Source organism: Citrobacter amalonaticus, from assembly GCF_037053465.1.
In the GTDB taxonomy this organism is placed as follows: domain Bacteria; phylum Pseudomonadota; class Gammaproteobacteria; order Enterobacterales; family Enterobacteriaceae; genus Citrobacter_A; species Citrobacter_A amalonaticus_H.
Genome location: NZ_JBALIF010000002.1, coordinates 200,880 through 224,346, shown reverse-complemented (window position 1 = coordinate 224,346; position 23,467 = coordinate 200,880). Strand labels below are relative to the sequence as shown.

The 23,467-nt window shown below is 55.1% G+C and carries 21 protein-coding genes; 10 read left to right on the top strand and 11 right to left on the bottom strand.

Features of this window, described 5'->3' with window-relative positions; all coding sequences use genetic code 11:
• Positions 1–5 precede the first annotated feature (5 nt).
• The gene (locus WB371_RS03855) at positions 6–1,079 is read left to right on the top strand and encodes a LacI family DNA-binding transcriptional regulator (protein ID WP_336218801.1); all 1,074 of its coding nucleotides are present in this window, start codon (positions 6–8) and stop codon (positions 1,077–1,079) included.
• Here the strand turns inward: WB371_RS03855 and WB371_RS03850 are convergent.
• The 4 genes from WB371_RS03850 to WB371_RS03835 all read right to left on the bottom strand — a co-directional run bounded on the left by WB371_RS03850 (position 1,076) and on the right by WB371_RS03835 (position 6,789).
• A complete protein-coding gene (locus WB371_RS03850) occupies positions 1,076–2,338 on the bottom strand; it encodes a DUF1479 domain-containing protein (RefSeq protein ID WP_336218800.1) in 1,263 nt (420 codons plus the stop codon). The genes WB371_RS03855 and WB371_RS03850 overlap by 4 nt on opposite strands.
• Positions 2,339–2,488: 150 nt before the next feature.
• The gene (locus WB371_RS03845) at positions 2,489–3,304 is read right to left on the bottom strand and encodes a Cof-type HAD-IIB family hydrolase (RefSeq protein WP_336218799.1); all 816 of its coding nucleotides are present in this window, start codon (positions 3,302–3,304) and stop codon (positions 2,489–2,491) included.
• 148 nt (positions 3,305–3,452) lie between these two features.
• Positions 3,453–5,885, bottom strand: a complete 2,433-nt coding sequence (locus WB371_RS03840; protein WP_336218798.1) for a glycyl radical protein — start codon at positions 5,883–5,885, stop codon at positions 3,453–3,455.
• Between the two features lie 4 nt (positions 5,886–5,889).
• Positions 5,890–6,789: a glycyl-radical enzyme activating protein gene (locus WB371_RS03835; protein WP_336218797.1), complete on the bottom strand. Its 900-nt coding sequence runs from the start codon at positions 6,787–6,789 to the stop codon at positions 5,890–5,892.
• Between the two features lie 131 nt (positions 6,790–6,920).
• Here WB371_RS03835 and fsa point away from each other — a divergent pair, with 131 nt between their 5' ends.
• The gene (gene fsa / locus WB371_RS03830; protein WP_336218796.1) at positions 6,921–7,583 is read left to right on the top strand and encodes a fructose-6-phosphate aldolase; all 663 of its coding nucleotides are present in this window, start codon (positions 6,921–6,923) and stop codon (positions 7,581–7,583) included.
• Between the two features lie 97 nt (positions 7,584–7,680).
• On the opposite strand, the gene moeB is transcribed toward fsa, so the two are convergent.
• Both moeB and moeA read right to left on the bottom strand, forming a co-directional pair.
• Positions 7,681–8,439: a molybdopterin-synthase adenylyltransferase MoeB gene (gene moeB / locus WB371_RS03825; protein WP_336218795.1), complete on the bottom strand. Its 759-nt coding sequence runs from the start codon at positions 8,437–8,439 to the stop codon at positions 7,681–7,683.
• Positions 8,439–9,674 (bottom strand): molybdopterin molybdotransferase MoeA, encoded by a 1,236-nt coding sequence (moeA, locus tag WB371_RS03820; RefSeq protein ID WP_336218794.1) that lies wholly within the window; start codon positions 9,672–9,674, stop codon positions 8,439–8,441. Before moeA ends, moeB begins: the two co-directional genes overlap by 1 nt.
• Positions 9,675–9,858: 184 nt before the next feature.
• Here moeA and iaaA point away from each other — a divergent pair, with 184 nt between their 5' ends.
• The 5 genes from iaaA to gsiD are packed head-to-tail and all read left to right on the top strand — an operon-like array spanning position 9,859 to position 16,097.
• Positions 9,859–10,824: a beta-aspartyl-peptidase gene (iaaA, locus tag WB371_RS03815; RefSeq protein WP_336218793.1), complete on the top strand. Its 966-nt coding sequence runs from the start codon at positions 9,859–9,861 to the stop codon at positions 10,822–10,824.
• Positions 10,811–12,682: a glutathione ABC transporter ATP-binding protein GsiA gene (gene gsiA, locus WB371_RS03810; protein ID WP_336218792.1), complete on the top strand. Its 1,872-nt coding sequence runs from the start codon at positions 10,811–10,813 to the stop codon at positions 12,680–12,682. Before iaaA ends, gsiA begins: the two co-directional genes overlap by 14 nt.
• Positions 12,683–12,710: 28 nt before the next feature.
• Positions 12,711–14,249, top strand: coding sequence for a glutathione ABC transporter substrate-binding protein GsiB (gene gsiB / locus WB371_RS03805; RefSeq protein ID WP_336219091.1), 1,539 nt, complete (start codon positions 12,711–12,713; stop codon positions 14,247–14,249).
• A gap of 13 nt (positions 14,250–14,262) precedes the next feature.
• Entirely contained in the window at positions 14,263–15,183 is a 921-nt protein-coding gene (gene gsiC, locus WB371_RS03800; protein ID WP_336218791.1) for a glutathione ABC transporter permease GsiC, read from the top strand.
• Between the two features lie 2 nt (positions 15,184–15,185).
• On the top strand, positions 15,186–16,097 hold the full coding sequence (gene gsiD, locus WB371_RS03795; protein WP_336218790.1) for a glutathione ABC transporter permease GsiD: 912 nt from the start codon (positions 15,186–15,188) through the stop codon (positions 16,095–16,097).
• Here gsiD and WB371_RS03790 read toward each other — a convergent pair.
• Positions 16,050–16,274: a hypothetical protein gene (locus tag WB371_RS03790; RefSeq protein ID WP_336218789.1), complete on the bottom strand. Its 225-nt coding sequence runs from the start codon at positions 16,272–16,274 to the stop codon at positions 16,050–16,052. The two genes, gsiD and WB371_RS03790, sit on opposite strands and share 48 nt — an antisense overlap.
• Before the next feature lie 118 nt (positions 16,275–16,392).
• Positions 16,393–17,718 carry a 30S ribosomal protein S12 methylthiotransferase RimO gene (gene rimO / locus WB371_RS03785; protein ID WP_336218788.1) on the bottom strand — a complete coding sequence of 442 codons (1,326 nt, stop codon included), beginning with the start codon at positions 17,716–17,718 and terminating at the stop codon, positions 16,393–16,395.
• Positions 17,719–17,947: 229 nt separating this feature from the next.
• On the opposite strand from rimO, the gene bssR reads away from it, so the two are divergent.
• Positions 17,948–18,331 (top strand): biofilm formation regulator BssR, encoded by a 384-nt coding sequence (gene bssR, locus WB371_RS03780; protein WP_336218787.1) that lies wholly within the window; start codon positions 17,948–17,950, stop codon positions 18,329–18,331.
• A gap of 38 nt (positions 18,332–18,369) precedes the next feature.
• Here bssR and WB371_RS03775 read toward each other — a convergent pair whose 3' ends face one another.
• Positions 18,370–18,996, bottom strand: coding sequence for a glutathione S-transferase family protein (locus tag WB371_RS03775; RefSeq protein ID WP_336218786.1), 627 nt, complete (start codon positions 18,994–18,996; stop codon positions 18,370–18,372).
• Between the two features lie 245 nt (positions 18,997–19,241).
• Between WB371_RS03775 and dacC the strand changes: the two genes are divergently transcribed.
• Positions 19,242–20,444 (top strand): serine-type D-Ala-D-Ala carboxypeptidase, encoded by a 1,203-nt coding sequence (dacC, locus tag WB371_RS03770; RefSeq protein ID WP_336218785.1) that lies wholly within the window; start codon positions 19,242–19,244, stop codon positions 20,442–20,444.
• A 47-nt stretch (positions 20,445–20,491) separates the two neighbouring features.
• On the opposite strand, the gene deoR is transcribed toward dacC, so the two are convergent.
• Positions 20,492–21,250: a DNA-binding transcriptional repressor DeoR gene (gene deoR / locus WB371_RS03765; RefSeq protein ID WP_336218784.1), complete on the bottom strand. Its 759-nt coding sequence runs from the start codon at positions 21,248–21,250 to the stop codon at positions 20,492–20,494.
• Positions 21,251–21,321: 71 nt separating this feature from the next.
• On the bottom strand, positions 21,322–21,930 hold the full coding sequence (gene ybjG, locus WB371_RS03760; protein WP_336218783.1) for an undecaprenyl-diphosphate phosphatase: 609 nt from the start codon (positions 21,928–21,930) through the stop codon (positions 21,322–21,324).
• A gap of 296 nt (positions 21,931–22,226) precedes the next feature.
• On the opposite strand from ybjG, the gene WB371_RS03755 reads away from it, so the two are divergent.
• Positions 22,227–23,459 carry an MFS transporter gene (locus WB371_RS03755; RefSeq protein ID WP_336218782.1) on the top strand — a complete coding sequence of 411 codons (1,233 nt, stop codon included), beginning with the start codon at positions 22,227–22,229 and terminating at the stop codon, positions 23,457–23,459.
• Positions 23,460–23,467: the final 8 nt, after the last annotated feature.

The window sequence follows — 23,467 nt, the reverse complement described above, 5'->3', positions numbered from 1 at the left end:
ACAAAATGGATAAAAAGCTTAAAATCGCGGAAATTGCCTCCCGCAGCGGCCTGTCAGCCAGTACTGTTTCGCGGGTATTGGCCGGAAAAGCCAATACCAGTGAAAAGGCCCGGCAGAAGGTACTGGCCTGTGCCCGTGAACTGGGCGTAATGGACGGGATGGCGGCCGGGCGTATGCTGCTGAACAGTCTGATTGTTTTTGCGCCGCAGCGGGCGTTTGATGAACGTTCCGACATCTTCTACTACCGGGTGATCCAGAGTCTGAACAAGGCGCTTTCCCCCCATGAAGTGCGGCTGCGCTACTGCGCGCTGGAAGAAAATGACAGCGATGCCAACCTGTTTCTGGCGCGGATGAATGAAGCGGAAACCCAGGCCGCAATCCTGCTGGGGATTGACGATCCTCATATTCACGATCTGGCGGCAGATTTTGCCAAACCTTGTGTGTTGATTAATTGTCTTGACGAGCGCATGCGCTTGCCTTCCATCGCTCCGGATCATCGTCTGATAGGCCAGTTTGCCGCGCGCTATCTGTTTGATATGGGGCACCGGGCGGTGGTGAATGTGATGTGCCTGCGGCGCTACACGATGGAACTGCGACTGGCGGGCATTCGCGAGGCATGGAAAAACCATAATCTGCGTTTTCAGGACGGTCGGGATCTGATCACCGTCCCGAGTTTTAGCGCCAAAGAGACAGACGAAAGGGTCAGCGCCTGGCTGGAGGAGCAGGGTGAAAAGCCCTTACCCACCGCGTTTCTGGTCGGCGGCGACTTTATGGCAGCAGGAACCATCAGCGCGCTACAACGGCGTGGGTTGCGGGTGCCGCAGGATGTCTCGGTGATGAGCATTGACGGGTTTAATCTGGCCGCCATTCAGGATGTGCCCTTAACTGCAGTGCATGTGCCGCGTGATGAACTGGGAACGGAAGCAGTGCAGATGTTGCAACAACGGTTGATTCGCCCGGAAGCCCCTTGTGGATCGTTACTTTTACACGGACAACTGGCGGTACGTGAATCCGTACGGCGGATACGTCCAGGCACCAGACGCACCGCCGTCGAACGGGAAGGGCTGTATGACCGTTAAATCATTCCCAGGGCGCGTTTGCCGTGGATGTTTAAATCGTCCAGCGTGAAGCGTCCTTCCCAGTGCATTTCATAGTTTTCACGCGGGAAATCCCCGGGTGATGCGCCGGTTTCCAGCGCGGCTTTCACCTTCTGCGCATAGGCCAGATTCTTCTCGCACAGCGGGGCCGCAGGAATGTACATCACATTTCCCCAGCCCTGCTGGTTTTCAACCGGCGCGACGGAGTGAATCACATCGCAATGCCACCAGACAGAATCGCCCGCTTCAAGCGCCGGAATGCTTGTTAACGCTTCGATTAACAGCGGATGCCATTTTTCGGAAACCGGCAGCACGCGGCCCGGCGCCACCCCGCATAATTCATCGTCAGGAACGTCATCAAGCAGGGGACGTAACAGCACATACGCCATCGCTTCCGGAAGAGGGACGACATGCAGTAAGCCCTGACCGGGCAGCATGTCGGACAGCGCGGTCCAGCCCTGGAACGTGCGAAAGACGGAGCATTTAGTGGTGTTATCCACCGTATACTCTTCCACCTCTGTACGATGCGCTGCCTGCCACGGATCGTATTTCGCCAGATTGCCGTCAAACACGTGGGCGAAGACGCGCTGATAGGCCGGGAGCAACCAGCGCTCCAGCGCGCCGGAGTCAGTGTGCGCCCCCAGTCCCTTCGACGTTGTACCCGGCGGACGGCGGCGGATACGATCCGGATAGATCACGCTCACATCCGGGTTGAACCACTGTTTACCTTCACTTTCAAACGTCCACAGACGATTGAGAAATGATTGCACGTTTGCCATCTCTTCGCTCTGACGCGCCTGCATTTGCGCCTGCGACCAGTAGATGGGATAGATTTCCGGGCGGGAGGCGGTAAGCGTGCCAAAAAAGTTATCGCCCGGCCCTTTGTACACCTCGTCAAAATGGTTGCGATCGAGGTAATCGAGCATCGATTGATCCCACGCCAGCGCCTGTTCACGAGGGAAGTGACCTTTGATGACCGCACAACCGCGACGTTTAATCAGTTCGCGCTGCTGTTCGGTGATTAGGCCGGTTTTGATATCGTCATACGCCAGCTCAGGCCATACGGGGGCGCCCTGGGCATTGAGCGCATTGATTTCCGCCACGCGGGTGGCGATGGCGTCACTAAGCTGATTAACGATTTGCCGGACATCGCCGAGTTGCGCCCGCAGCGCTTGCTTCATCTGCCGGATCGCCGCTTTATGATCGGCAGGTAATGTGTCGCTTGTAAAGGTAAGAGCCATAACCACCTCATGTAACTTTCACTCGAAACTTATTTTAATTACATATGACAATATAGGTTATAAAAAAGTTAATGCAAGTTTAGAAACTTGAGCTGTAGCGCAGGATGAGAAAGAAAACAGAACCGGGACAGGACATCCCGGTTTTTAACATCAGACGTTGAAGGGGGCAGTGTTATCCAGAACGGCCTGAATCACGTTCAGCGCGCCCTGGTGATTGTTGTCATCCGTCTGGTAACGAGAAATCGCTTTGATACTGTCGGCGGCATTGGCCATCGCGAAAGCGTAGTGCGCCATTTTCAGCATTTCCGCATCGTTGTCGCTGTCGCCAATCGCCACCACGTTCTTTGGCGACAGGTTCCAGCGTTTCAGCAGACGGCAGATGCCGTTGGCTTTGTGCAGACCCGGTATGATCAGATCAATAAAGCCAAAGCCGCTGGTTACCGGTTTCACAATACCGTCCAGCGCGATATGTAAATGATCGATAACCAACGGGATTTGCTGGTCCGGCAGATTCAGCGAGAACTTAAACAGCACATCGTCGATGTCGTGATAGTCCTTAACCGGCTGAAGGCGGTGATAGTGTTTTGCCATCAGCGCGACAAACGCTTCCGGCGCGTTTTCACTCACATAGGCGCTGTGCAGGCCGCACGCCACAAAGTTGAGCTGTTTGTCTTTCAGTAGCTCGCCCATCACCACCTGTGATTCATGGCGAGTCAGTTCGCCGTGAAAGAGCTGCTTGCCATGCTCAAACACCAGCGCGCCGTTTTCGGCCACAAAAGAGATCTCGTCTTTGAGTTCGGGGAAGAAAGAGATGAGCTGGAAATACTGATTGCCGCTGGCGACCACAAACTCAATGTCGCGCTTTTTCAGCTCCTGATACTGCGCCAGAAAACGTGCTTTATCGTACTTTTTGGCGTCGTCGAGAAAAGTTCCGTCCATGTCGGTGACGATAACTTTAACGGTCATACACTGCGCTCCTGAAGGTTACTGCAAACAGTAACATTCTAATAACAATGTGACCTGAAGCACAAATTTATTTCGAATGAAAGCGGTGGAGGGGGATGTGTAGGCCGGATAAGACGCATAAGCGTCTTAGCCGCCCTACGGGGGCACATTACAACATATGTTCAGTACGGGCGATAATATCGTCCTGGGCGTCCGGTGACAGCGCGGTGAAGAAAGCGGAGTAACCGGCTACACGGACCACCAGATCACGATACTGATCCGGATGTTTTTTCGCCTCCAGCAACGTTTCGCGCGACACGATGTTGTACTGGATGTGCCAGCCTTTATGCACCTCGAAGAAGGTGCGCAGCAGGATCATCAGCTTCTGTTTATCAGACTCATTCTCCAGCGTTGCCGGGTTGAGCTTTTGGTTCAACAGTACGCCGCCCAGAATCGAACCGGTAGGCAGTTTGCCGACTGAGCCAATGACGGCCGTAGGGCCAAGATGATCGGTGCCGGAAGCCGGGCTTGCCCCTTCCGCCAGCGGCGTATGCGCTTTACGGCCGTCAGGGGTGGCCATTGTTGCGGCGCCGAACGGTACGTTAGCCGAGATAGACGAGGTTCCCGCGTAGTAATTGCCGCCCACCGGACCGCGTCCGTAGCGTGGGTTATGGTACTGTTTCAGTTCATCAATGTAGGTCTGGTATGCACGCGCCAGCAGGGTGTCGACGCTGTCATCGTCGTTGCCATACTTTGGCGCGCCGTTGATTAAGCGCTGACGTAACTGTTCGTGCGTCAGACCGTCAAAATCGTCTGCCAGCGCGGCGGCCAGTTGTTGTTGACCGATAACGCCCTGTTCAAAGACCAGCTTTTTCACGGCTGCGAGGCTATTGCCGAGGTTGGCGATGCCCACCTGCAGACCCGAAACCCAGTCATACTTCGCGCCGCCTTGCTTGATGCTTTTTGCCCGTTCAATACAGTCATCGACCAGCGCCGAGCAGAGAATGTCATGCACGTTCTCTTCCAGCATGGTGTCGACCACATACTCAATTTCAATCGATTTACGGGTGTAGTAGCGAATCTGGTTATCCCATGCCGCCATGACTTCATCAAAGTTGCTGAAATTCCCTGCGGAGAGCGCTTTTTCCTGCGGCAGGAACACTTTCCCGCTGGTGGCGTCACGACCGCCTTCCAGTGCAGCCAGCATCACGCGGGCAAAGTTGATAAAACTCATACCGGTACAGCGGTAGCCCCACTTACCGCCCACAGCGGTTTCGATGCAGCCGATCGCTGCATAATCGTAGGCGTCCTGTGGTTCAATGCCGAGCTTAATGAATTCAGGAATCACAATTTCATCGTTATTGAAGGCTGGCATGCCAAAGCCGCAGCGAATGACCTGCACACAGGCGTCGAGGAAATCGTTACTCATTCCCGCATGATAACGCACGCTCAGATTAGGCTGGGTGGAACGCAGACGACCGCAGGACTCAAGAATCGCATAAGAGAGAGGATTGACCGCATCCATCGCCTGACCGTTGACCAGGTTTTGCCCGCCAATGGTGACGTTCTGATATAGCGGGCTACCCGCTGACGCCTTGGAGTGCGAGCCGGAGCGGATTTTGTTCACTTCCAGCAGCTTCAGCCAGCAGCTATGCAGCAGTTCAATGGCGTGTTCACGATCCAGCGTCTGGTTCAGTTCGACATCACGGCGGTAGAACGGATAAAGATACTGGTCCATACGACCGAACGAGACCGAGTGACCGTTGGACTCAATTTGTAAAATCAACTGGATGAAATAGCACAATTGCAGCGCCTGCCAGAAGGTTTGCGGCGGCTGATGCGCGATAACTTCGCAGTTTTCCACCATTGCCAGCAGTTCGTCGCGGCGATGTTCACGGGTTTCTGTCTCTGCCATCTTACGAGCCAGTTCAGCGAAACGCAGAATGTGCTCGCTGACAGCCACCAGCACGATATCAATCGCTTTCAGAAACTGTTCGCCATGCAGGTCGTCAAGAACGGTCAGGTTGATGCGTGAACGACGCTCTGCCACTTTTTCCCGCAGGCCGTCAATGCCTTTTTCCAGCAGCAGCGGGAAATTCACCGCCAGGTGTGCGTCACCGGAGGTCATATTACCTTCGGCTTTAATAATCCCGGTTTCCAGCAATCCTTTTTGCTCATCGGTAAACATGCCGTAGCAGCGATCCTGCACGGTCTGACCGCGCCACCACGGACACACTGCGTGCAGGACGCGTTTATTGTCTTCGCTAACGGCAAAACCCGCACCCGGTCGGTCTGCCAGGTCATCGATCTCTTTTTCAATCCACGAAACGGTATATTCCGGGAAAATAGGCGCGGCGCGGACTTCGCTCGCCTGGTTGCCGATGATCAGTTCATCGTGCTTGATCCAGATAGTTCGCTTCGCCAGATGGTGTGCCAGCGCCAGGGCGCGGCGTACCGGAATGGGTTTGTCCAGATGCTGCTGGTACATTTCGGTGTAATGCTGCGCACGTTCGGTACAAACCGGTGGTTTGACAATATGTACCAGCGCGGTTTTATGCGCTTTAATGCGGTCGCTGAGCGTATCCAGTTTCAGTTGGGTCATGGAATTATCCTCGTAAAGTCGCGGTCAAACCTTTCGAGCAGGCGTACTGCTGCGCGAAGGCAAGCAGTTCCGGGGCATCCAGCGGTTTATCCGGCGCGTTGTAGGGTTGGTTAAGTAAATGGTATTTATTGATGCCCAGCGTGTGGTAGGGCAGAAAGTGAATCTCATGGACACGCAGTTCATCGGCGGCAAAATCGGTAATGGCCTGAATATCCTCTTCACTGGCGTTAAAGCCCTGAATCAGCGGGACGCGGATGATGATCTGCTTCCCTGCCGACGCGAGTTTTTTCAGGTTATCGAGCACGCGTGACGCACTGCCATCTGTCCATTGCTTAAACGGCGCATCGGCGACATGTTTTAAATCCGCCAGGAACAGATCAATATAAGGCAGAGACGGTTCAATGTATTTCCATGGTACGTGCAGACAGGTTTCTACCGCCGTGTGAACGCCGGCCTCATGGCTGGCTTTGAATAACGCAGCGGCCAGTTCCGGTTGCATAAACGGTTCGCCGCCGGAAAGCGTCATACCACCGCCGCTGCGGTCATAGAAAGGTTTATCGCGCAGAACTGTGGTCATAATGTCCTCCACGCTTCTGGCTTCACCGCAGACGGTTAACGCCTGGGTCGGGCAACAGTCGGTCAGGCGGGCAACGTGATCGTCCGTCAGTTTTTCGCGATGAATGAGGAGACCGTTCAGTGCGCGTTCGATGACGTCAGGCGCAGCCTGTGCGCAAAGCTCACAGCCTTCCAGGCATAAGCGCGCATCAAACATCAGATCCTGTGTGCGCGCCCGGCTTTCCGGATTCTGACACCAGCGACAGCCCAGGGAGCAGCCTTTCAGGAAGACGACGGTGCGAATGCCCGGGCCATCATGTGTGGAGTAGCGCTGAATATTGAAAATCATAAACGGCCTCATTTGTTTCGTATAAAGATTAAATAACTTTCGAATGAAAGTTATGTTGATGTGCGTCAACTAACAGAGCGGTTTAGCCGTGATATCTTTCATTCATGCAAACTATTCATTGAGGAATGACTATGGAACTCTATCTCGATACCTCCGATGTCGAGGCCGTGAAGAGGCTGGCGCGGATTTTTCCGCTGGCGGGCGTGACCACTAACCCGAGCATTGTGGCGGCAGGTAAAAAACCACTGGACGTTTTACTGCCTGAACTCCATGACGCGATGGGCGGGCAGGGGCGTTTATTCGCACAGGTGATGGCGACCACCGCGGAAGGAATGGTGAACGATGCACATAAACTGCGCGGCATTATTGCCGACATCGTGGTGAAAGTGCCGGTCACCGCGGAAGGCCTGGCGGCAATCAAGATGCTGAAGGCAGAAGGTATCCCGACGCTGGGAACGGCGGTTTATGGCGCCGCACAGGGCTTATTGTCGGCGCTGGCGGGAGCGGAGTATGTTGCGCCTTACGTGAACCGCGTAGATGCCCAGGGTGGCGATGGCATTCAGACCGTCACCGATTTGCAGAATTTACTGAAGATGCATGCACCGCATGCGAAAGTGCTGGCGGCAAGCTTTAAAACTCCGCGTCAGGCGCTGGATTGTCTGCTGGCGGGTTGCGAATCCATCACCTTACCGCTCGACGTCGCACAGCAGTTGATTAGCTCTCCGGCGGTGGACGCGGCGGTGGCAAAGTTTGAGCACGACTGGCAGAGTGCCTTTGGGCGAACCTCTCTCTGATCGGCTCCAGCTGTAGGCCGGATAAGGCAAAGCCGTCATCCGGCAATTCGCGCCGTCATTGCCTGATGGCGCTACGCTTATCAGGCCTGGAATCTCATCAGGATGATACTTTCCCGCACACCTCGCAGCCAGAATGCCGCATGAGTTTCATTTCGCGGAACTGGCAGGTCATCGCATCGTACATCACGATTTTTCCCGCGGCTGGCTGACCATACTGCGCCAGCAGTTTAATTGCCTCCATCGCCTGTAGCGACCCAATCACGCCGATCAGCGGCGCCATTACTCCCGCCTCCACGCAGGTTAAGGCGTTTTCGCCAAACAGCCGACTCAGACAGCGATAGCAGGGCTCACCGTCCTGATAAGTGAAAACAGTAATCTGGCCCTCCATACGAATGGCCGCACCGGAAATCAGCGGCACTTTTGCCGCATAACAACCGGCGTTGAGCTGATTACGAATGGCGACGTTGTCCGTGCAGTCCAGCACCAGATGGTGTTCGGCGATGAGCGACCGGATAGCCGGCTCCTCCAGCAGCGCATTAACCGGTTTAATGGCGATATGCGGATTAATACGGCGTAGCGCTTCACAGGCTGAATCCACTTTCGCCTGACCGATAGTCGCATCGCTGTGCAGCGTCTGGCGCTGCAGGTTAGACAGCGACACGGTATCGAAATCCAGCAGCGTCAGGTAACCAACACCGGCGCTGGCGAGATACTGCGAGGCCGCACAGCCCAGTCCGCCCAGGCCGACAATTAACACCTTCGCCGCTTTCAGCGCCTCCTGGCCGTCAAAGTCAAAGCCGCGCAGAATAATTTGCCGATTGTAGCGCAGCATCTCCTGATCGCTGAGTTCCGCCATCAGAGTCCTCCGAACAGCGCGTTAAAGGGTTCGACTTCCACCCATTCGCCCACCTCAACATTACCGCGATCGCACTCCAGCACGATAAAGCAGTTCCCGAGGCTGAATGAGCTAAAGATATGTGAGCCCTGATGCCCCGTGCTGCTCACTTCGAGCTCGCCGTTAGCGGTGCGTTGCAATACGCCGCGCTGGAAGTCGAGACGGCCTGGCGTTTTTTTCAGGCGCGATGCGGCGCGTACTCGCTGGCGTGGCGGTAAACCACAGGCACTGTTACCACTCAGTTTCGCCAGCAGCGGCTGAACCAACTGGTAGAACGTCAGGGCCGCGGAAACCGGGTTACCCGGCAGCCCGCAGAACCAACTGTTGCTCAGCTTCCCGAACGCGAATGGTTTACCCGGCTTGATGGCCAGCTTCCAGAACGCGATTTCGCCCAACTCTTCGAGAATGGTTTTGGTGTAATCTGCTTCACCTACCGACACGCCGCCGGAGCTTATCACCACGTCCGCCTGGCTGTCGGCTTCAACAAACGCCGTGCGCAGGGCGTTCGGATCGTCACGAATAATGCCTAAATTGATAACGTCACACCCCAACTGTTGTAGCATCAGATGCACGGCCAGGCGGTTGGTATCATAAATCTGACCGTCACCAAGCGGTTGACCGGGCAATTGTAGTTCATCCCCGGTCGAGAACAGCGCAACGCGAACTTTGCGCACTACCTGCACATCGGCAATGCCGAGAGACGCCAGCACCGGTAATTCAGCCGTGGTCAGACGCGTGCCTGCGGGGAATACCACTGCATTTTCGCTGATATCTTCACCGCGGCGGCGGATATTTTGCCCGGCGCGCACGTCAGCGGTGAAGCGAACGCCTGAGTCAGTCTGTTCCGTTTGCTCCTGCATCACGACCGCGTCACAGCCCGCCGGAACCGGCGCGCCGGTCATAATGCGCAGGCAGGTTCCCGCAGCCCATTCTCCCTGAAAGGGCTGTCCGGCGAATGCTTTACCGGCGACCGGCAGCGGTTGCCCGGCGGCGAGATCGTCCATACGCACCGCGTAACCGTCCATCGCCGAGTTATCGAACCCCGGAACATCCAACGGCGAGACCACGTCGCTTGCCAGAATACGGCCAAAACACTGAACCAGTGGCAGCGTCTCTACGGCGGTAAGTGGGGTAACACGCGATAACATTTCGGTGAGGGCCGTTTCCAGCGGCATCAGTCCGGCGGTAAATTCCATGAAAACACTCCTGCGGGGCAAAATCGAATCCGTCTATTATGTCAGAAAATGGCAGGGGACTGTATGCCACCTCGGACTCAGGAACAAGGCGAATGCTTTACATGCTAATCACATCTTTCTATATTCAAAAATCGAATCAATAACTCTACATAATTCTGATATTTGTAGAAGATGGATAACACACATGGGCAAAGCAGTTATTGCAATTCACGGTGGCGCCGGGGCGATAACCCGGGCGCAGATGAGCCAGGAGCTGGAGTTACGCTATATCCAGGCGCTTTCAGATATTGTTGAAGCCGGACAAAAGATGCTGGAAGCGGGTGAAAGTGCGCTGGATGTCGTGACGGAAGCCGTGCGGTTGCTTGAGGAGTGTCCGCTGTTTAATGCCGGGATTGGCGCCGTCTATACCCGCGACGAAACCCATGAACTGGATGCCTGCGTGATGGATGGCAACACCCTGATGGCCGGGGCGGTGGCGGGTGTTAGTCATCTGCGTAATCCGGTACTCGCCGCACGGCTGGTCATGGAACGCAGTCCGCATGTGATGATGATCGGTGCCGGCGCTGAAAAATTCGCCGCCGCACAGGGGATGGAACTTGTCTCGCCAGACCTTTTTTCCACACCTGAACGTTTTGAGCAGTTACTGGCAGCGCGTGAGAACGGTGAAACGGTGCTGGATCACAGCGGCGCACCGCTGGATGAAGGTAAGAAGATGGGAACCGTTGGCGCGGTGGCGCTGGATGTGGATGGCAATCTGGCGGCAGCGACGTCAACGGGTGGAATGACCAATAAACTTCCCGGCCGCGTCGGTGACAGCCCGCTGGTGGGGGCAGGCTGCTATGCCAATAATGCCAGCGTGGCGGTCTCCTGTACCGGTACCGGTGAAGTCTTTATCCGGACGCTGGCGGCCTATGATATTGCCGCCTTGATGGACTACGGCGGTCTGAGCCTGTCGGAAGCGTGCGAACGGGTAGTGATGGAAAAATTGCCGGCGTTAGGCGGCAGCGGTGGACTGATTGCCGTCGATCATGAGGGCAATGTCGCTTTGCCATTTAACAGTGAAGGGATGTATCGCGCCTGGGGTTATGCCGGAGATACACCCACGACCGGGATCTACCGGGAAGAAGGGGGCAGCGTTGCCACACAGTGACGAGCTTGACGTCAGCGATGTGCTGGCTGTCAGCAATCTGAATATCGCTTTTCAGCAGGATGGGCAGCGTACTGAGGCGGTGCGGAATCTGTCGTTTCGTCTCCGGCGTGGAGAAACGCTGGCGATTGTTGGCGAATCCGGCTCAGGAAAATCGGTGACCGCGCTGTCGCTGATGCGATTGCTTGAACCGTCGGGCGGTGAGGTTCAGTGCGATCAGATGCTGCTGCGTCGGCGTAACCGCGAAGTGATTGAACTGGGCGAACAGCGCACCGCACAGCTTCAGCGGATACGTGGCGCGGATATCGCCATGATTTTCCAGGAGCCCATGACCTCACTGAATCCGGTCTTTACCGTAGGAGAGCAAATTGCCGAGTCCATTCGCCTGCATCAGGGGGCGGGACGCGAAGAGGCCATGAAAGAAGCCAGACGGATGCTCGATCAGGTGCGGATCCCGGAGGCAAAAGCGATTCTTTCGCGTTATCCCCACCAGCTTTCCGGCGGGATGCGCCAGCGCGTAATGATTGCGATGGCGCTCTCCTGCCGTCCGGCGGTGCTGATTGCCGATGAGCCAACGACCGCGCTGGATGTCACGGTTCAGGCGCAGATCCTGCAACTGATCAAAGTCCTGCAACAAGAGATGTCGATGGGGGTGATTTTCATCACTCACGATATGGGCGTGGTGGCGGATGTCGCCGACCGCGTACTGGTGATGTATCAGGGCGAAGGCGTTGAAACGGGCAGCGTTGAACAGATCTTCCGCGCGCCACAACATCCTTATACGCAATCGTTGTTGGCTGCCGTACCGCAACTGGGGTCGATGAAAGGTCTGGCGTATCCGCGCCGTTTTTCGCGGAACTCACTGAACGAGTCGGAAAAATGTGAACGTCCGACCGAACAAAATACGGTGGTTGAGGGGGAACCCATTTTAAAGGTGCGTAACCTGGTCACCCGTTTCCCATTGCGCAGCGGCATTCTGAACCGTGTGACGCGCGAAGTTCACGCGGTAGAAAATGTCAGTTTTGATCTCTGGCCCGGTGAGACGTTATCGCTGGTTGGCGAGTCGGGCTGCGGTAAATCCACCACCGGACGCGCGTTGCTGCGGCTGGTGGCGTCGCAATCCGGTGAGATTACCTTTAACGGGCAGCGAATTGATACGCTGTCAGACAGCCAGTTACAGCCCTTGCGCCGCGATATTCAGTTTATTTTCCAGGATCCTTACGCTTCGCTGGATCCGCGGCAAACCGTTGGCTACTCCATTATGGAACCGCTGCGCGTGCACCGGCTTTTAGAGGGGAAGGCTGCGGCTGAACGCGTGTCGTGGCTGCTGGAGCGCGTTGGCCTGCGTCCTGAACACGCGTGGCGCTATCCGCACGAGTTTTCAGGCGGGCAGCGCCAGCGAATCTGTATTGCACGCGCACTGGCGCTGAACCCAAAAGTGATCATTGCCGACGAGTCGGTCTCTGCGCTGGATGTGTCGATTCGTGGACAGATAATCAATTTGCTGCTCGATTTACAGCGTGATCTGGGCATTGCCTGGCTGTTTATCTCGCATGATATGGCGGTGGTCGAGCGTATCAGCCATCGGGTAGCGGTGATGCACATGGGGCAGATTGTTGAGATTGGTCCCCGCGCCGCGCTGTTTGAAAATCCTCAGCATCCGTACACCCGCAAGTTAATGTCTGCGGTTCCGGTTGCGGATCCCGGCTATCGTCGTCCGCAGCGGGTACTGCTGTCGGACGATCTGCCCAGCAATATTTATCGGCGTGGTGAAGCGCCTGCACCTGTTTCATTACAGCTCGTCGGACCCGGGCACTACGTCGCGCGTCCGCAACAACAAAATGCGCTCATGCGCTTATAACATTCAGACAGGGTTCAGGAGAAAAATGATGACAAGAACAGAAGCCCGACATTGGCTGTTGGCAGTAGGCGCGACGACCATACTGGCCGCGTCACCGGCGTTTGCAGCAAAAGATCTGGTGGTGGCCGTCGGATCCAATTTCACCACGCTCGATCCTTACGATGCGAATGACACCCTGTCACAGCAGGTGGCGAAGTCGTTTTATCAGGGACTTTTCGGTCTTGATAAAGAGATGAAGCTGCAAAACGTGCTGGCGGAAAGCTACACCGTCTCGGATGATGGGCTGGTGTATACCCTCAAACTGCGTCAGGGGGTGAAGTTTCAGGATGGGACTGACTTCAACGCGGACGCGGTGAAAATCAACCTCGATCGGGCCAGCAATCCGGACAACAGCCTTAAACGCTATAACCTGTATAAAAACATCGCCAAAACGGAAGCGGTGGATCCGGCAACGGTAAAAATCACCCTGAAACAGCCGTTCTCGGCGTTTATCAATATTCTGGCGCACCCGGCGACGGCGATGATCTCACCGGCGGCGCTGGCGAAATATGGCAAAGAAATCGGCTTTCACCCGGTTGGTACTGGCCCATACACGCTGGATACCTGGAATCAAACGGATTTTGTGAAGGTGAAGAAATTTGCCGGCTACTGGCAGCCGGGATTACCGAAGCTGGACTCCATCACCTGGCGTCCGGTCACCGATAACAACACCCGTGCGGCGATGCTGCAAACCGGTGAAGCGCAGTTTGCTTTCCCCATTCCTTACGAACAGGCGGCGCTGCTGGAGAAAAACAAAAATCTGCAGCTGGTCGCCAGCCCGTCAATCATGCAGCGCTATATCAGTATGAATGTGACGCAAAAACCGTTCGACAATCCGAAGGTCCGTGAGGCGCTCAACTACGCGATCAACCGCCAGGCGCTGGTGAAAGTGGCATTTGCCGGCTACGCAACGCCCGCAACCGGCGTGGTTCCTCCAGCCATTGCTTACGCGCAAAGCTACACGCCCTGGCCTTACAATCCGGCGAAAGCCCGCGAACTGCTGAAAGAAGCTGGCTACCCGAACGGTTTTAATACCACGCTGTGGTCATCGCACAATCACAGCACCGCCCAGAAAGTATTGCAGTTTACCCAACAGCAACTGGCGCAGGTGGGTGTTAAAGTTCAGGTGACGGCGATGGACGCCGGGCAACGCGCCTCAGAAGTTGAGGGGAAAGGGCAGAAAGAGAGCGGTGTGAGAATGTTCTACACCGGCTGGTCGGCCTCGACGGGCGAAGCGGACTGGGCGCTGTCGCCGCTGTTTGCCTCACAGAACTGGCCGCCGACGCTGTTTAATACGGCGTTTTACAGCAACAAACAGGTTGATGCCGATCTCTCTGCTGCCCTGAAAACCACCGATCCGAAGGAAAAAGCGCGGTTATACAAAGAGGTGCAGGATACCCTTTGGAAAGAGTCGCCGTGGATCCCGCTGGTGGTAGAGAAACTGGTCTCGGCGCACAGTAATAAGCTGACCGGATTTTGGATTATGCCAGACACCGGATTCAGCTTCGACGATGCCGACTTGAAGTAAGCAAAGGAACCTGATGCTTAACTATGTCCTTAAGCGCCTGCTGGGGTTGATTCCCACCCTGTTTATTGTGGCCGTGCTGGTATTTCTATTTGTTCACCTGTTGCCAGGCGATCCGGCGCGACTGATTGCCGGGCCGGAAGCCGACGCGCAGGTGATTGAACTGGTTCGCCAGCACCTCGGTCTTGATCGGCCGCTGCACGTCCAGTTCTGGCATTACATGACCAACGTATTGCAGGGGGATTTTGGCCTGTCGATGGTTTCCCGGCGACCGGTCTCAGAGGAGATCGCCAGCCGGTTTATGCCCACGCTATGGCTGACCCTGACCAGCATGGTCTGGGCCGTTCTGTTCGGGATGGCGGCGGGGATTGTGGCGGCGGTATGGCGAAACCGCTGGCCGGACCGTCTCTGCATGACGCTTGCGGTCACCGGGATCTCTTTTCCGGCGTTCGCCCTGGGCATGCTGTTAATGCAGATCTTCTCCGTGGAATTAGGTTGGTTGCCCACCGTCGGAGCGGATAGCTGGCAGCACTACATTTTGCCATCTGTTACCCTGGGGGCGGCGGTGGCCTCGGTAATGGCGCGCTTCACGCGCGCTTCTTTCGTTGATGTCCTGAGCGAAGATTACATGCGCACCGCCCGGGCGAAAGGGGTCAGTGAAACGTGGGTGGTGCTCAAGCACGGCCTGCGCAACGCGATGATCCCGGTTGTCACCATGATGGGATTACAGTTCGGCTTTTTGCTCGGCGGTTCTATCGTCGTGGAGAAGGTGTTTAACTGGCCCGGATTGGGGCGTCTGCTGGTGGACTCCGTCGAGATGCGTGACTATCCGGTGATTCAGGCAGAAGTCCTGCTGTTCTCGCTGGAATTTATACTTATCAACTTAGTGGTGGATGTATTGTATGCCGCCATTAACCCGGCTATCAGGTACAAGTAAGGATGCGATTGTTCAACTGGCGCCGTCAGGCGATTTTAGATGCCATGCCGATGGTGAAACCCGATCGGGTACGCACGCCCTGGCTTGAATTCTGGCGGCGTTTTCGTCGTCAGCATATGGCGCTGATTGCCGGTCTGTTTGTGCTGCTACTGATTCTGGTGGCTATCTTCGCTCGCATGTTGACGCCTTTCGACGCCGAAAACTATTTCGATTACGACCGGTTAAATGACGGGCCGTCGATGATGCACTGGTTCGGCGTGGACTCGCTGGGCAGGGATATCTTTAGCCGGGTGCTGGTTGGGGCGCAAATCTCGCTGGCGGCAGGGGTGTTTGCGGTGTTGATTGGCGCGGTGATTGGCACTGTCCTCGGATTACTGGCAGGCTATTATGAGGGCTGGTGGGATCGACTCATTATGCGCATCTGCGATGTGTTGTTTGCCTTTCCGGGGATCCTGCTGGCGATTGCGGTGGTGGCGGTGCTGGGCAGCGGCATTGCCAATGTGATTATCGCGGTGGCGATTTTCTCGATACCGGCGTTTGCGCGTCTGGTGCGCGGCAATACGCTGGTACTGAAACAGCAGACGTTTATTGAGTCGGCGCGCAGTATTGGTGCCAGCGATGCGACCATTATTTTCAGCCATATCCTGCCTGGAACAGTGTCATCGATCGTGGTCTTTTTTACCATGCGTATCGGGACGTCGATCATCTCAGCGGCAAGTCTGTCGTTCCTCGGACTGGGGGCGCAGCCGCCGACGCCAGAGTGGGGGGCGATGCTGAATGAAGCGCGGGCGGATATGGTGATTGCCCCGCATGTGGCGCTGTTCCCTGCGGTGGCGATTTTCCTGACGGTTCTGGCGTTTAACCTGTTAGGCGATGGTCTGCGTGACGCGCTGGATCCGAAAATAAAAGGGTGAACCTGGTGACGTGTAGGTCTGATAAGACGCGTCAGTGTCGTCGTCAGGCAATGCCGGTTGGCGATACAGTTTCGATTTGTAGGCCTGATAAGACGCATCAGCGTCGTCATCAGGCATTGTCGGATGGCGATACAGTTTCAGATTTGTAGGCCTGATAAGACGCGTCAGCGTCGTCATCAGGCAATGCCGGATGGCGATACAGTTTCAGATTTGTAGGCCTGATAAGACGCGTCAGCGTCGTCATCAGGCATTGTCGGATGGCGGCATATATGCCTTATCCGGCTTGTGGGCAGGGTTAAACGCGGGTGCCCCAAAGGTCATACTCGTCGGCGTTTTCCACTTTTACACGGACAACGTCGCCGGGCTTCACGTGAGTTTCACCGTTCAGATAGACCGCGCCGTCGATTTCCGGTGCGTCTGCCATACTGCGACCGATGGCGCCTTCTTCATCAACTTCATCGATAATAACCAGAATTTCGCGTCCCACTTTTTCCTGCAGGCGTTCAGCGGAGATCTGCTGTTGCAGTTGCATGAAGCGGTTCCAGCGCTCTTCTTTTACCTCTTCCGGCACCTGATCCGCCAGTTCGTTGGCGGTTGCGCCTTCTACCGGGCTGTATTTAAAGCAGCCCACACGGTCGAGTCGCGCTTCTTTCAGGAAGTCGAGAAGCATCTGGAAATCTTCTTCCGTTTCGCCCGGAAAACCGACGATAAACGTGGAACGCAGGGTCAGTTCCGGACAGATTTCGCGCCACTGTTTGATGCGCGCCAGTTGACGGTCAACAGAGCCTGGACGCTTCATCAGCTTAAGAATGCGCGGGCTGGCGTGTTGCAGCGGGATATCCAGATAGGGCAAGATCTTGCCTTGCGCCATCAGTGGGATGACGTCGTCTACATGCGGGTACGGATAAACATAGTGCAGGCGCGTCCAGACGCCCAGTTTAGACAACTGTTCGCACAGGCTGGCCATGCTGGTTTTCACCGGTTCGCCGTTATAGAAACCGGTGCGGTGCTTCACGTCCACGCCATAGGCGGAGGTATCCTGGGAAATGACGAGGATCTCTTTGACGCCCGCATCCACCAGACGTTTGGCTTCGCTCAGCACATCGCCGATCGGACGGCTCACCAGATCGCCGCGCATGGACGGAATGATACAGAAGGTGCAGCGATGATTGCAGCCTTCAGAAATTTTCAAATAGGCGTAATGACGCGGCGTTAGTTTCACGCCCTGTTCCGGCACTAGGCTCAGGAACGGGTTGTGCTTCGGCTTTGGCACATAATGGTGAACATGTTCCAGAACCTGTTCGTAGCTATGCGGTCCGGTGATTTCCAGCACTTTTGGATGCACTTCGCGGATCTGGTCTTCTTTCGCGCCCAGACAGCCGGTCACGATCACTTTGCCGTTTTCGTTCAGCGCTTCGCCAATCGCTTCCAGTGACTCCTGTACGGCACTGTCGATAAAACCGCAGGTATTGACGATGACCATGTCGGCGTCGTCATAGCTCGGGACGACATCGTAGCCTTCGGTACGCAGTTCAGTGAGGATGCGTTCCGAATCGACGAGGTTCTTCGGGCAACCGAGGGAAACGAAGCCGATTTTTGGCTGGTGGGTTACTTTGCTCATAGCTTAAAAATTGTTCAGTTATTGGAATGTTCAGGGCAGGGATTCTACAGAGTTCCGCACAAAAATTGTATTGCTATCTCACCCGAGAAGGGGGCGATGCGATCATTTGCTTATAGCCAAATTGTAAATAATGTTAATTCCGCGTGAATTATTGATCTCAGGCATCATGTTGTACAAAAAACAACCATACTATTAAGTTGCACTATGGCTGGAAGAGGAGGAACGAAGTATGTTCGTTGACAGACTGAGAACCGACCTGCTGAATAAGCTCATTAACGCCAGGATAGACCTCGCGGCGTATCTGCAGCTAAGGAAAGCGAAGGGATACATGTCAGTCAGCGAGAATGATCATCTGCGTGATAACTTTTTCGAACTGAACCGCGAGCTGCACGATAAATCGTTGCGCTTGAATCTGCATCTCGATCAGGAAGAGTGGGATGCACTGCACCATGCTGAAGGGGCACTGGCCGCTGCGGCGGTGTGCCTGATGAGTGGACACCACGACTGTCCGACCTTCATTGCGGTCAATGCAGAGAAACTTGAGACCTGCCTGGCGATCTTAACCCTGAGCATTCAGCTCCTCCAGACGCATTCCACGCTGGAAAGCGCCTGACATTCAGGGGGAGGTGACTCCCCCTTCAACTGATCGGGTTAACTGACGGGGATCATGACCGTCTTACGAAACGCCGGGCGTGCGGTAAGCTGTTGATACCAGCGCTCCAGATGCGGACGCGGCGTCCACGTCAGGCCAACGTTGAACAGGTTATAGACGAACGGCGCGATAGCGATATCACCGGTGCCAAACGCGTTTCCTGAGAACCAGGGCTGACTGGCCAGCGCCGAATCGAGAATAGCAAACAGTTCATCGCATTTTTTCGCACCCGCGTCGATAGCCGCCTGGTCACGCTGCTCCGGCGGGGTTCGAACCAGACCAAAAAGCACGACACGGTGCGCCGGGCTTAATGTCTGATTTGCCCAGTCCATCCATTTCTCGCCTTCTGCACGGCGTGCCGGGACATCTACCCACAGTCGGTTCTGTCCATATTGCGCAGCCAGATAGCGCACAATCGTATTGGATTCCCACAGCAAAAGGTCGGTTTCATCGTCTTGCAATAAAGGCACCAGACCGTTCGGGTTCATGGCCAGATAGTCTGCATCGTGATTCAGACCAAACTGTCCTCCCGCCAGGATATGGTTAAACGGTAACTCCAGTTCTTCGAGCGTCCACAACACTTTCTTGACGTTGGTTGAGTTATTCCGACCCCACAGCGTAATCATAGTTACCCCTCAAAAATGGACAGCCTCAGGCTGCGTTCACTCTCCATGGTGAGATAAACACAACATTTACGCAACAGCGAACAAAAAAAAGAACTCAGCGGCAGCATAGCGAGGCGTTATTGCATAAACTTTAAAAACTTTACCAACTTACGGTTCCCTTACGCTTCTGAGTGCGTTATTACTCACCGCACTTATTATACGGTGGTATAACGTATATTTTTTGAATGGATACTCGGGTGGCATTTATGACGCAATACGTTTCTTCCCTTCGTAATTTCGCAGCGGGTTCAGCACTTTTATTCCTCTTCGCCCCAACGGTCATGGCGGCGGAACAAACCATTGAAGCACCGAGCGTGGATGCCCGCGCGTGGATCTTAATGGACTATGCCAGCGGCAAGGTGCTGGCAGAGGGCAATGCCGATGAGAAACTGGACCCTGCCAGTCTGACAAAGATCATGACCAGCTATGTGGTGGGACAGGCGCTTAAGGCAGGGAAAATCAAGCTGACTGATATGGTGACGATTGGCAAAGATGCCTGGGCGACCGGTAACCCGGCGCTGCGCGGCTCCTCGGTGATGTTCCTGAAGCCGGGCGATCAGGTGGCGGTCTCCGATCTTAATAAAGGGGTGATCATTCAGTCCGGTAATGACGCCTGTATCGCGCTGGCGGACTATGTCGCCGGAAGCCAGGAATCATTTATCGGTCTGATGAACGGTTATGCAAAACGGCTCGGGCTGACAAACACCACCTTCCAGACGGTACACGGCCTGGATGCGCCAGGCCAGTTCAGCACCGCGCGTGATATGGCGCTACTGGGTAAAGCATTGATTCACGATGTGCCGGAAGAATATGCGATCCATAAAGAAAAAGAGTTCACCTTTAATAAAATTCGCCAGCCTAACCGCAACCGTCTGCTGTGGAGCTCCAGCCTTAATGTGGATGGCATGAAGACAGGCACCACGGCGGGCGCCGGTTACAATCTCGTCGCGTCCGCGACCCAGGGCGATATGCGCCTGATTTCAGTGGTATTGGGCACCAAAACGGATCGGATCCGTTTTAACGAGTCAGAAAAACTGCTGACCTGGGGCTTCCGCTTCTTTGAAACCGTTACGCCGATTAAACCCGATGCCACTTTTGTGACTCAGCGCGTCTGGTTTGGTGATAAGAGTGAAGTGAATCTCGGTGCGGGTGAAGCCGGTTCGGTGACCATTCCGCGTGGTCAGTTGAAAAACCTGAAAGCCAGCTTTACGTTGACCGAACCGCAGCTCACCGCGCCGCTGAAAAAAGGGCAGGTGGTGGGGACCATCGACTTCCAGTTGAACGGTAAATCCATTGAACAGCGTCCGTTGATTGTGATGGAGGCCGTCGAAGAGGCCGGGTTCTTTGGGCGGATGTGGGATTTTGTGATGATGAAATTCCATCAGTGGTTCGGTGGTTGGTTCTCTTAAGCCTGTTGAGTGCCGGATAACGCGAAGGCTTATCCGGCATGCTGCGATCAGTACATCAGCTTAATTTTCTGCGCGTTGGCAAACCTGACAAATTCATCGTCTGGGCAGCTGTCGCTGACCACGACGTCAAAGCGCGTTAGCGCTCCCATTCGTGCCGGGCGAACTTTGCCAAATTTGCTGTGATCCACCACCAGCACATGGTGTTGCGCCATCGACATCGCCCAGTGTTTCACTGGCAACTCTTCCAGATTAAAGCACGTCGCGCCCTTGCTGATATGGACTCCCGCAGCGGAGTAAAAAGCGATATCCGGGCAAATATGGTTCAGGGTTTCCTGGGCATCTAAGGGCTTGAAAATAGCATTGCTGGCATGGAATTCGCCACCGGAGAGAATCGCCCGGCACAGCGGTTTTTCCTGCAATGCCAGAAAGGTATTCAGTGAATAGCAAACGGCGGTAAAGGGGATGTCATTATCGATGGCTTCGATGATCCACGGCGTGGTGGTGCCACAGTCAAAAAACAGCGTCTGATGCGGCTCAACCAGACTGGCCGCCCGCTGCGCTGCGCGTCGTTTTTCGTCCACCAGACGGGACTTTTGATCGCTGAGCAGATAGTGACTGGCGCTGCGGGGTTCCAGCACGATATAGCCACCTAACAGCACCACGGGCGCGCTGTGGTTATTCAAATCGCGACGAATGGTCATTTCAGAGACGCCCAGCAGGGTCGCGGCTTCCTTAAGATGGAGTTTATCGCTGCGCTTGAGGGCCTGCAGCAATTGACCGATACGCTCTTCGCGACGTGTTTCCATAGTTCCCCTGGACGAATAATTAAGCGCTCTGTCCATTACAGAGTGCTTAATATTACTCTTTTTTCCTTTGTTTAGTCACGTACCCAGCCTTTGCGAATCGGCAGGGCAAAGCAGATGCGGTAAGCGTTTTGTAGGCTGCGATAGAGCGCCGGGCCGAATTTTTGCCAGAAAATCTGGGCGCTCAGGCAACCGATCATCCCCGCCAGCAGTCCACCAACCATGTCCAGCGGCCAGTGCACGCCAAGATAGACACGGGACCAGGCGATGGTCAGCGCAATCACCATCAGCAGCGCGCCTGACCAGAGGCGATGCCAGAACAAAAATGCCAGCGCAAAGGTAAAAATCACCGTGCCGTGGTCGCTGGGATACGAGTCATCAGGCGCATGCCTGAGGTAGTTGTAGCCGATATGATCGACAAACGGACGATCGTGCGGGAACAGATGCCCCATGATCCAGGAAACCAACAGACTTACGATCAGCGCTATCGCCATTTTGACGATCAGCTGGCGCTGGGCGCAGATCTGTTCGCGGGGGCCCCACAGCCAGAGTACAATCGCTAACAATGGCACGATATTGATCAGATCTTTGGCGATAAAAATGGCGAGAGAAATCATCCACGGCGCCGAGTCCGGCGTGGCATTGATAAAGTAGAACAGCGAAACGTTAATATTTTCCAGCATAACATCCAGACTCAGTGCGTTTAACGAATAACCATGCAGGCCGAGAATAAAATCCCCCGTCCACAGGGTAAAGAGGGATTATCTTATTTCCCTGTTTATTGAGGCATTTTCAGACACCGCTCGTGATTTATCGCCCATGGTAACGCTGCCAGGTTAGATTAACCTTAAACCAACAGTAAGCGTTGTCGTAAGGACGTAAAAATGTGCGTAATTTGTTATCGCCACGCATAATTCACTATCTCAGGCGGCGCACTTTCATTACACTTTGCGCGATTTTTGATTATCGAAGAGATTGCATGCAAAACCGTTTACAACAGGGTGCCCGTCTTGGACGTCAGGCGCTGCTTTTCCCTCTTTGTCTGGTGCTCTACGAATTCTCCACCTACATTGGCAACGATATGATCCAGCCCGGCATGCTGGCGGTGGTGGAGCAATATCAGGCGGGGATCGACTGGGTGCCGACTTCAATGACCGCCTATCTCGCTGGCGGTATGTTTTTACAATGGCTGTTAGGGCCGTTGTCGGATCGCATTGGCCGCCGTCCGGTGATGTTAGCGGGCGTGGTGTGGTTTATTGTCACCTGCCTTGCCACGCTGCTGGCGCAAAACATTGAACAATTTACGCTGCTGCGTTTTTTGCAGGGGATCAGCCTGTGCTTTATTGGCGCGGTCGGCTATGCGGCGATCCAGGAATCTTTTGAAGAGGCGGTATGCATTAAAATTACCGCGCTGATGGCGAACGTGGCGCTGATCGCACCGTTACTGGGTCCGCTGGTAGGGGCGGCCTGGGTGCATGTCCTGCCGTGGGAAGGCATGTTTGTGCTGTTTGCCGCGCTGGCGGCGATCGCGTTCTTTGGTCTGCAACGTGCGATGCCGGAGACCGCTACGCGTATTGGCGAAAAGTTGTCCCTGAAAGCGCTGGGCGGCGATTATAAACTGGTGTTGCAAAACGGACGCTTTGTGGCGGGGGCGCTGGCGCTGGGATTTGTCAGCCTGCCGCTTCTGGCCTGGATTGCCCAGTCACCGATCATCATCATTAGCGGCGAGCAGCTCAGCAGCTACGAGTACGGCCTGTTACAGGTGCCGATTTTTGGCGCACTGATTGCCGGGAACCTGGTGCTGGCGCGTCTGACATCACGCCGCACGGTGCGTTCACTGATCATCATGGGCGGCTGGCCGATTGTGCTGGGACTGATTATCGCCGCAGCAGCTACCGTCGTCTCGTCTCATGCGTATCTGTGGATGACGGCCGGACTGAGTGTTTACGCCTTTGGTATTGGCGTGGCAAACGCCGGGCTGGTGCGTCTGACCCTGTTCGCCAGTGAGATGAGCAAAGGCACCGTCTCGGCAGCGATGGGGATGCTACAGATGTTAATCTTTACCGTCGGAATCGAGCTAAGTAAGCATGCTTATCTGTACGGCGGGAACGGGATGTTTAGTCTGTTTAACCTGGCAAGCGGTATTTTGTGGCTGCTGTTAATGGTTATCTTCCTGAAAGATAAGCAGGTTGGCAGCACCCGGGAAGGGTAATCTGATCA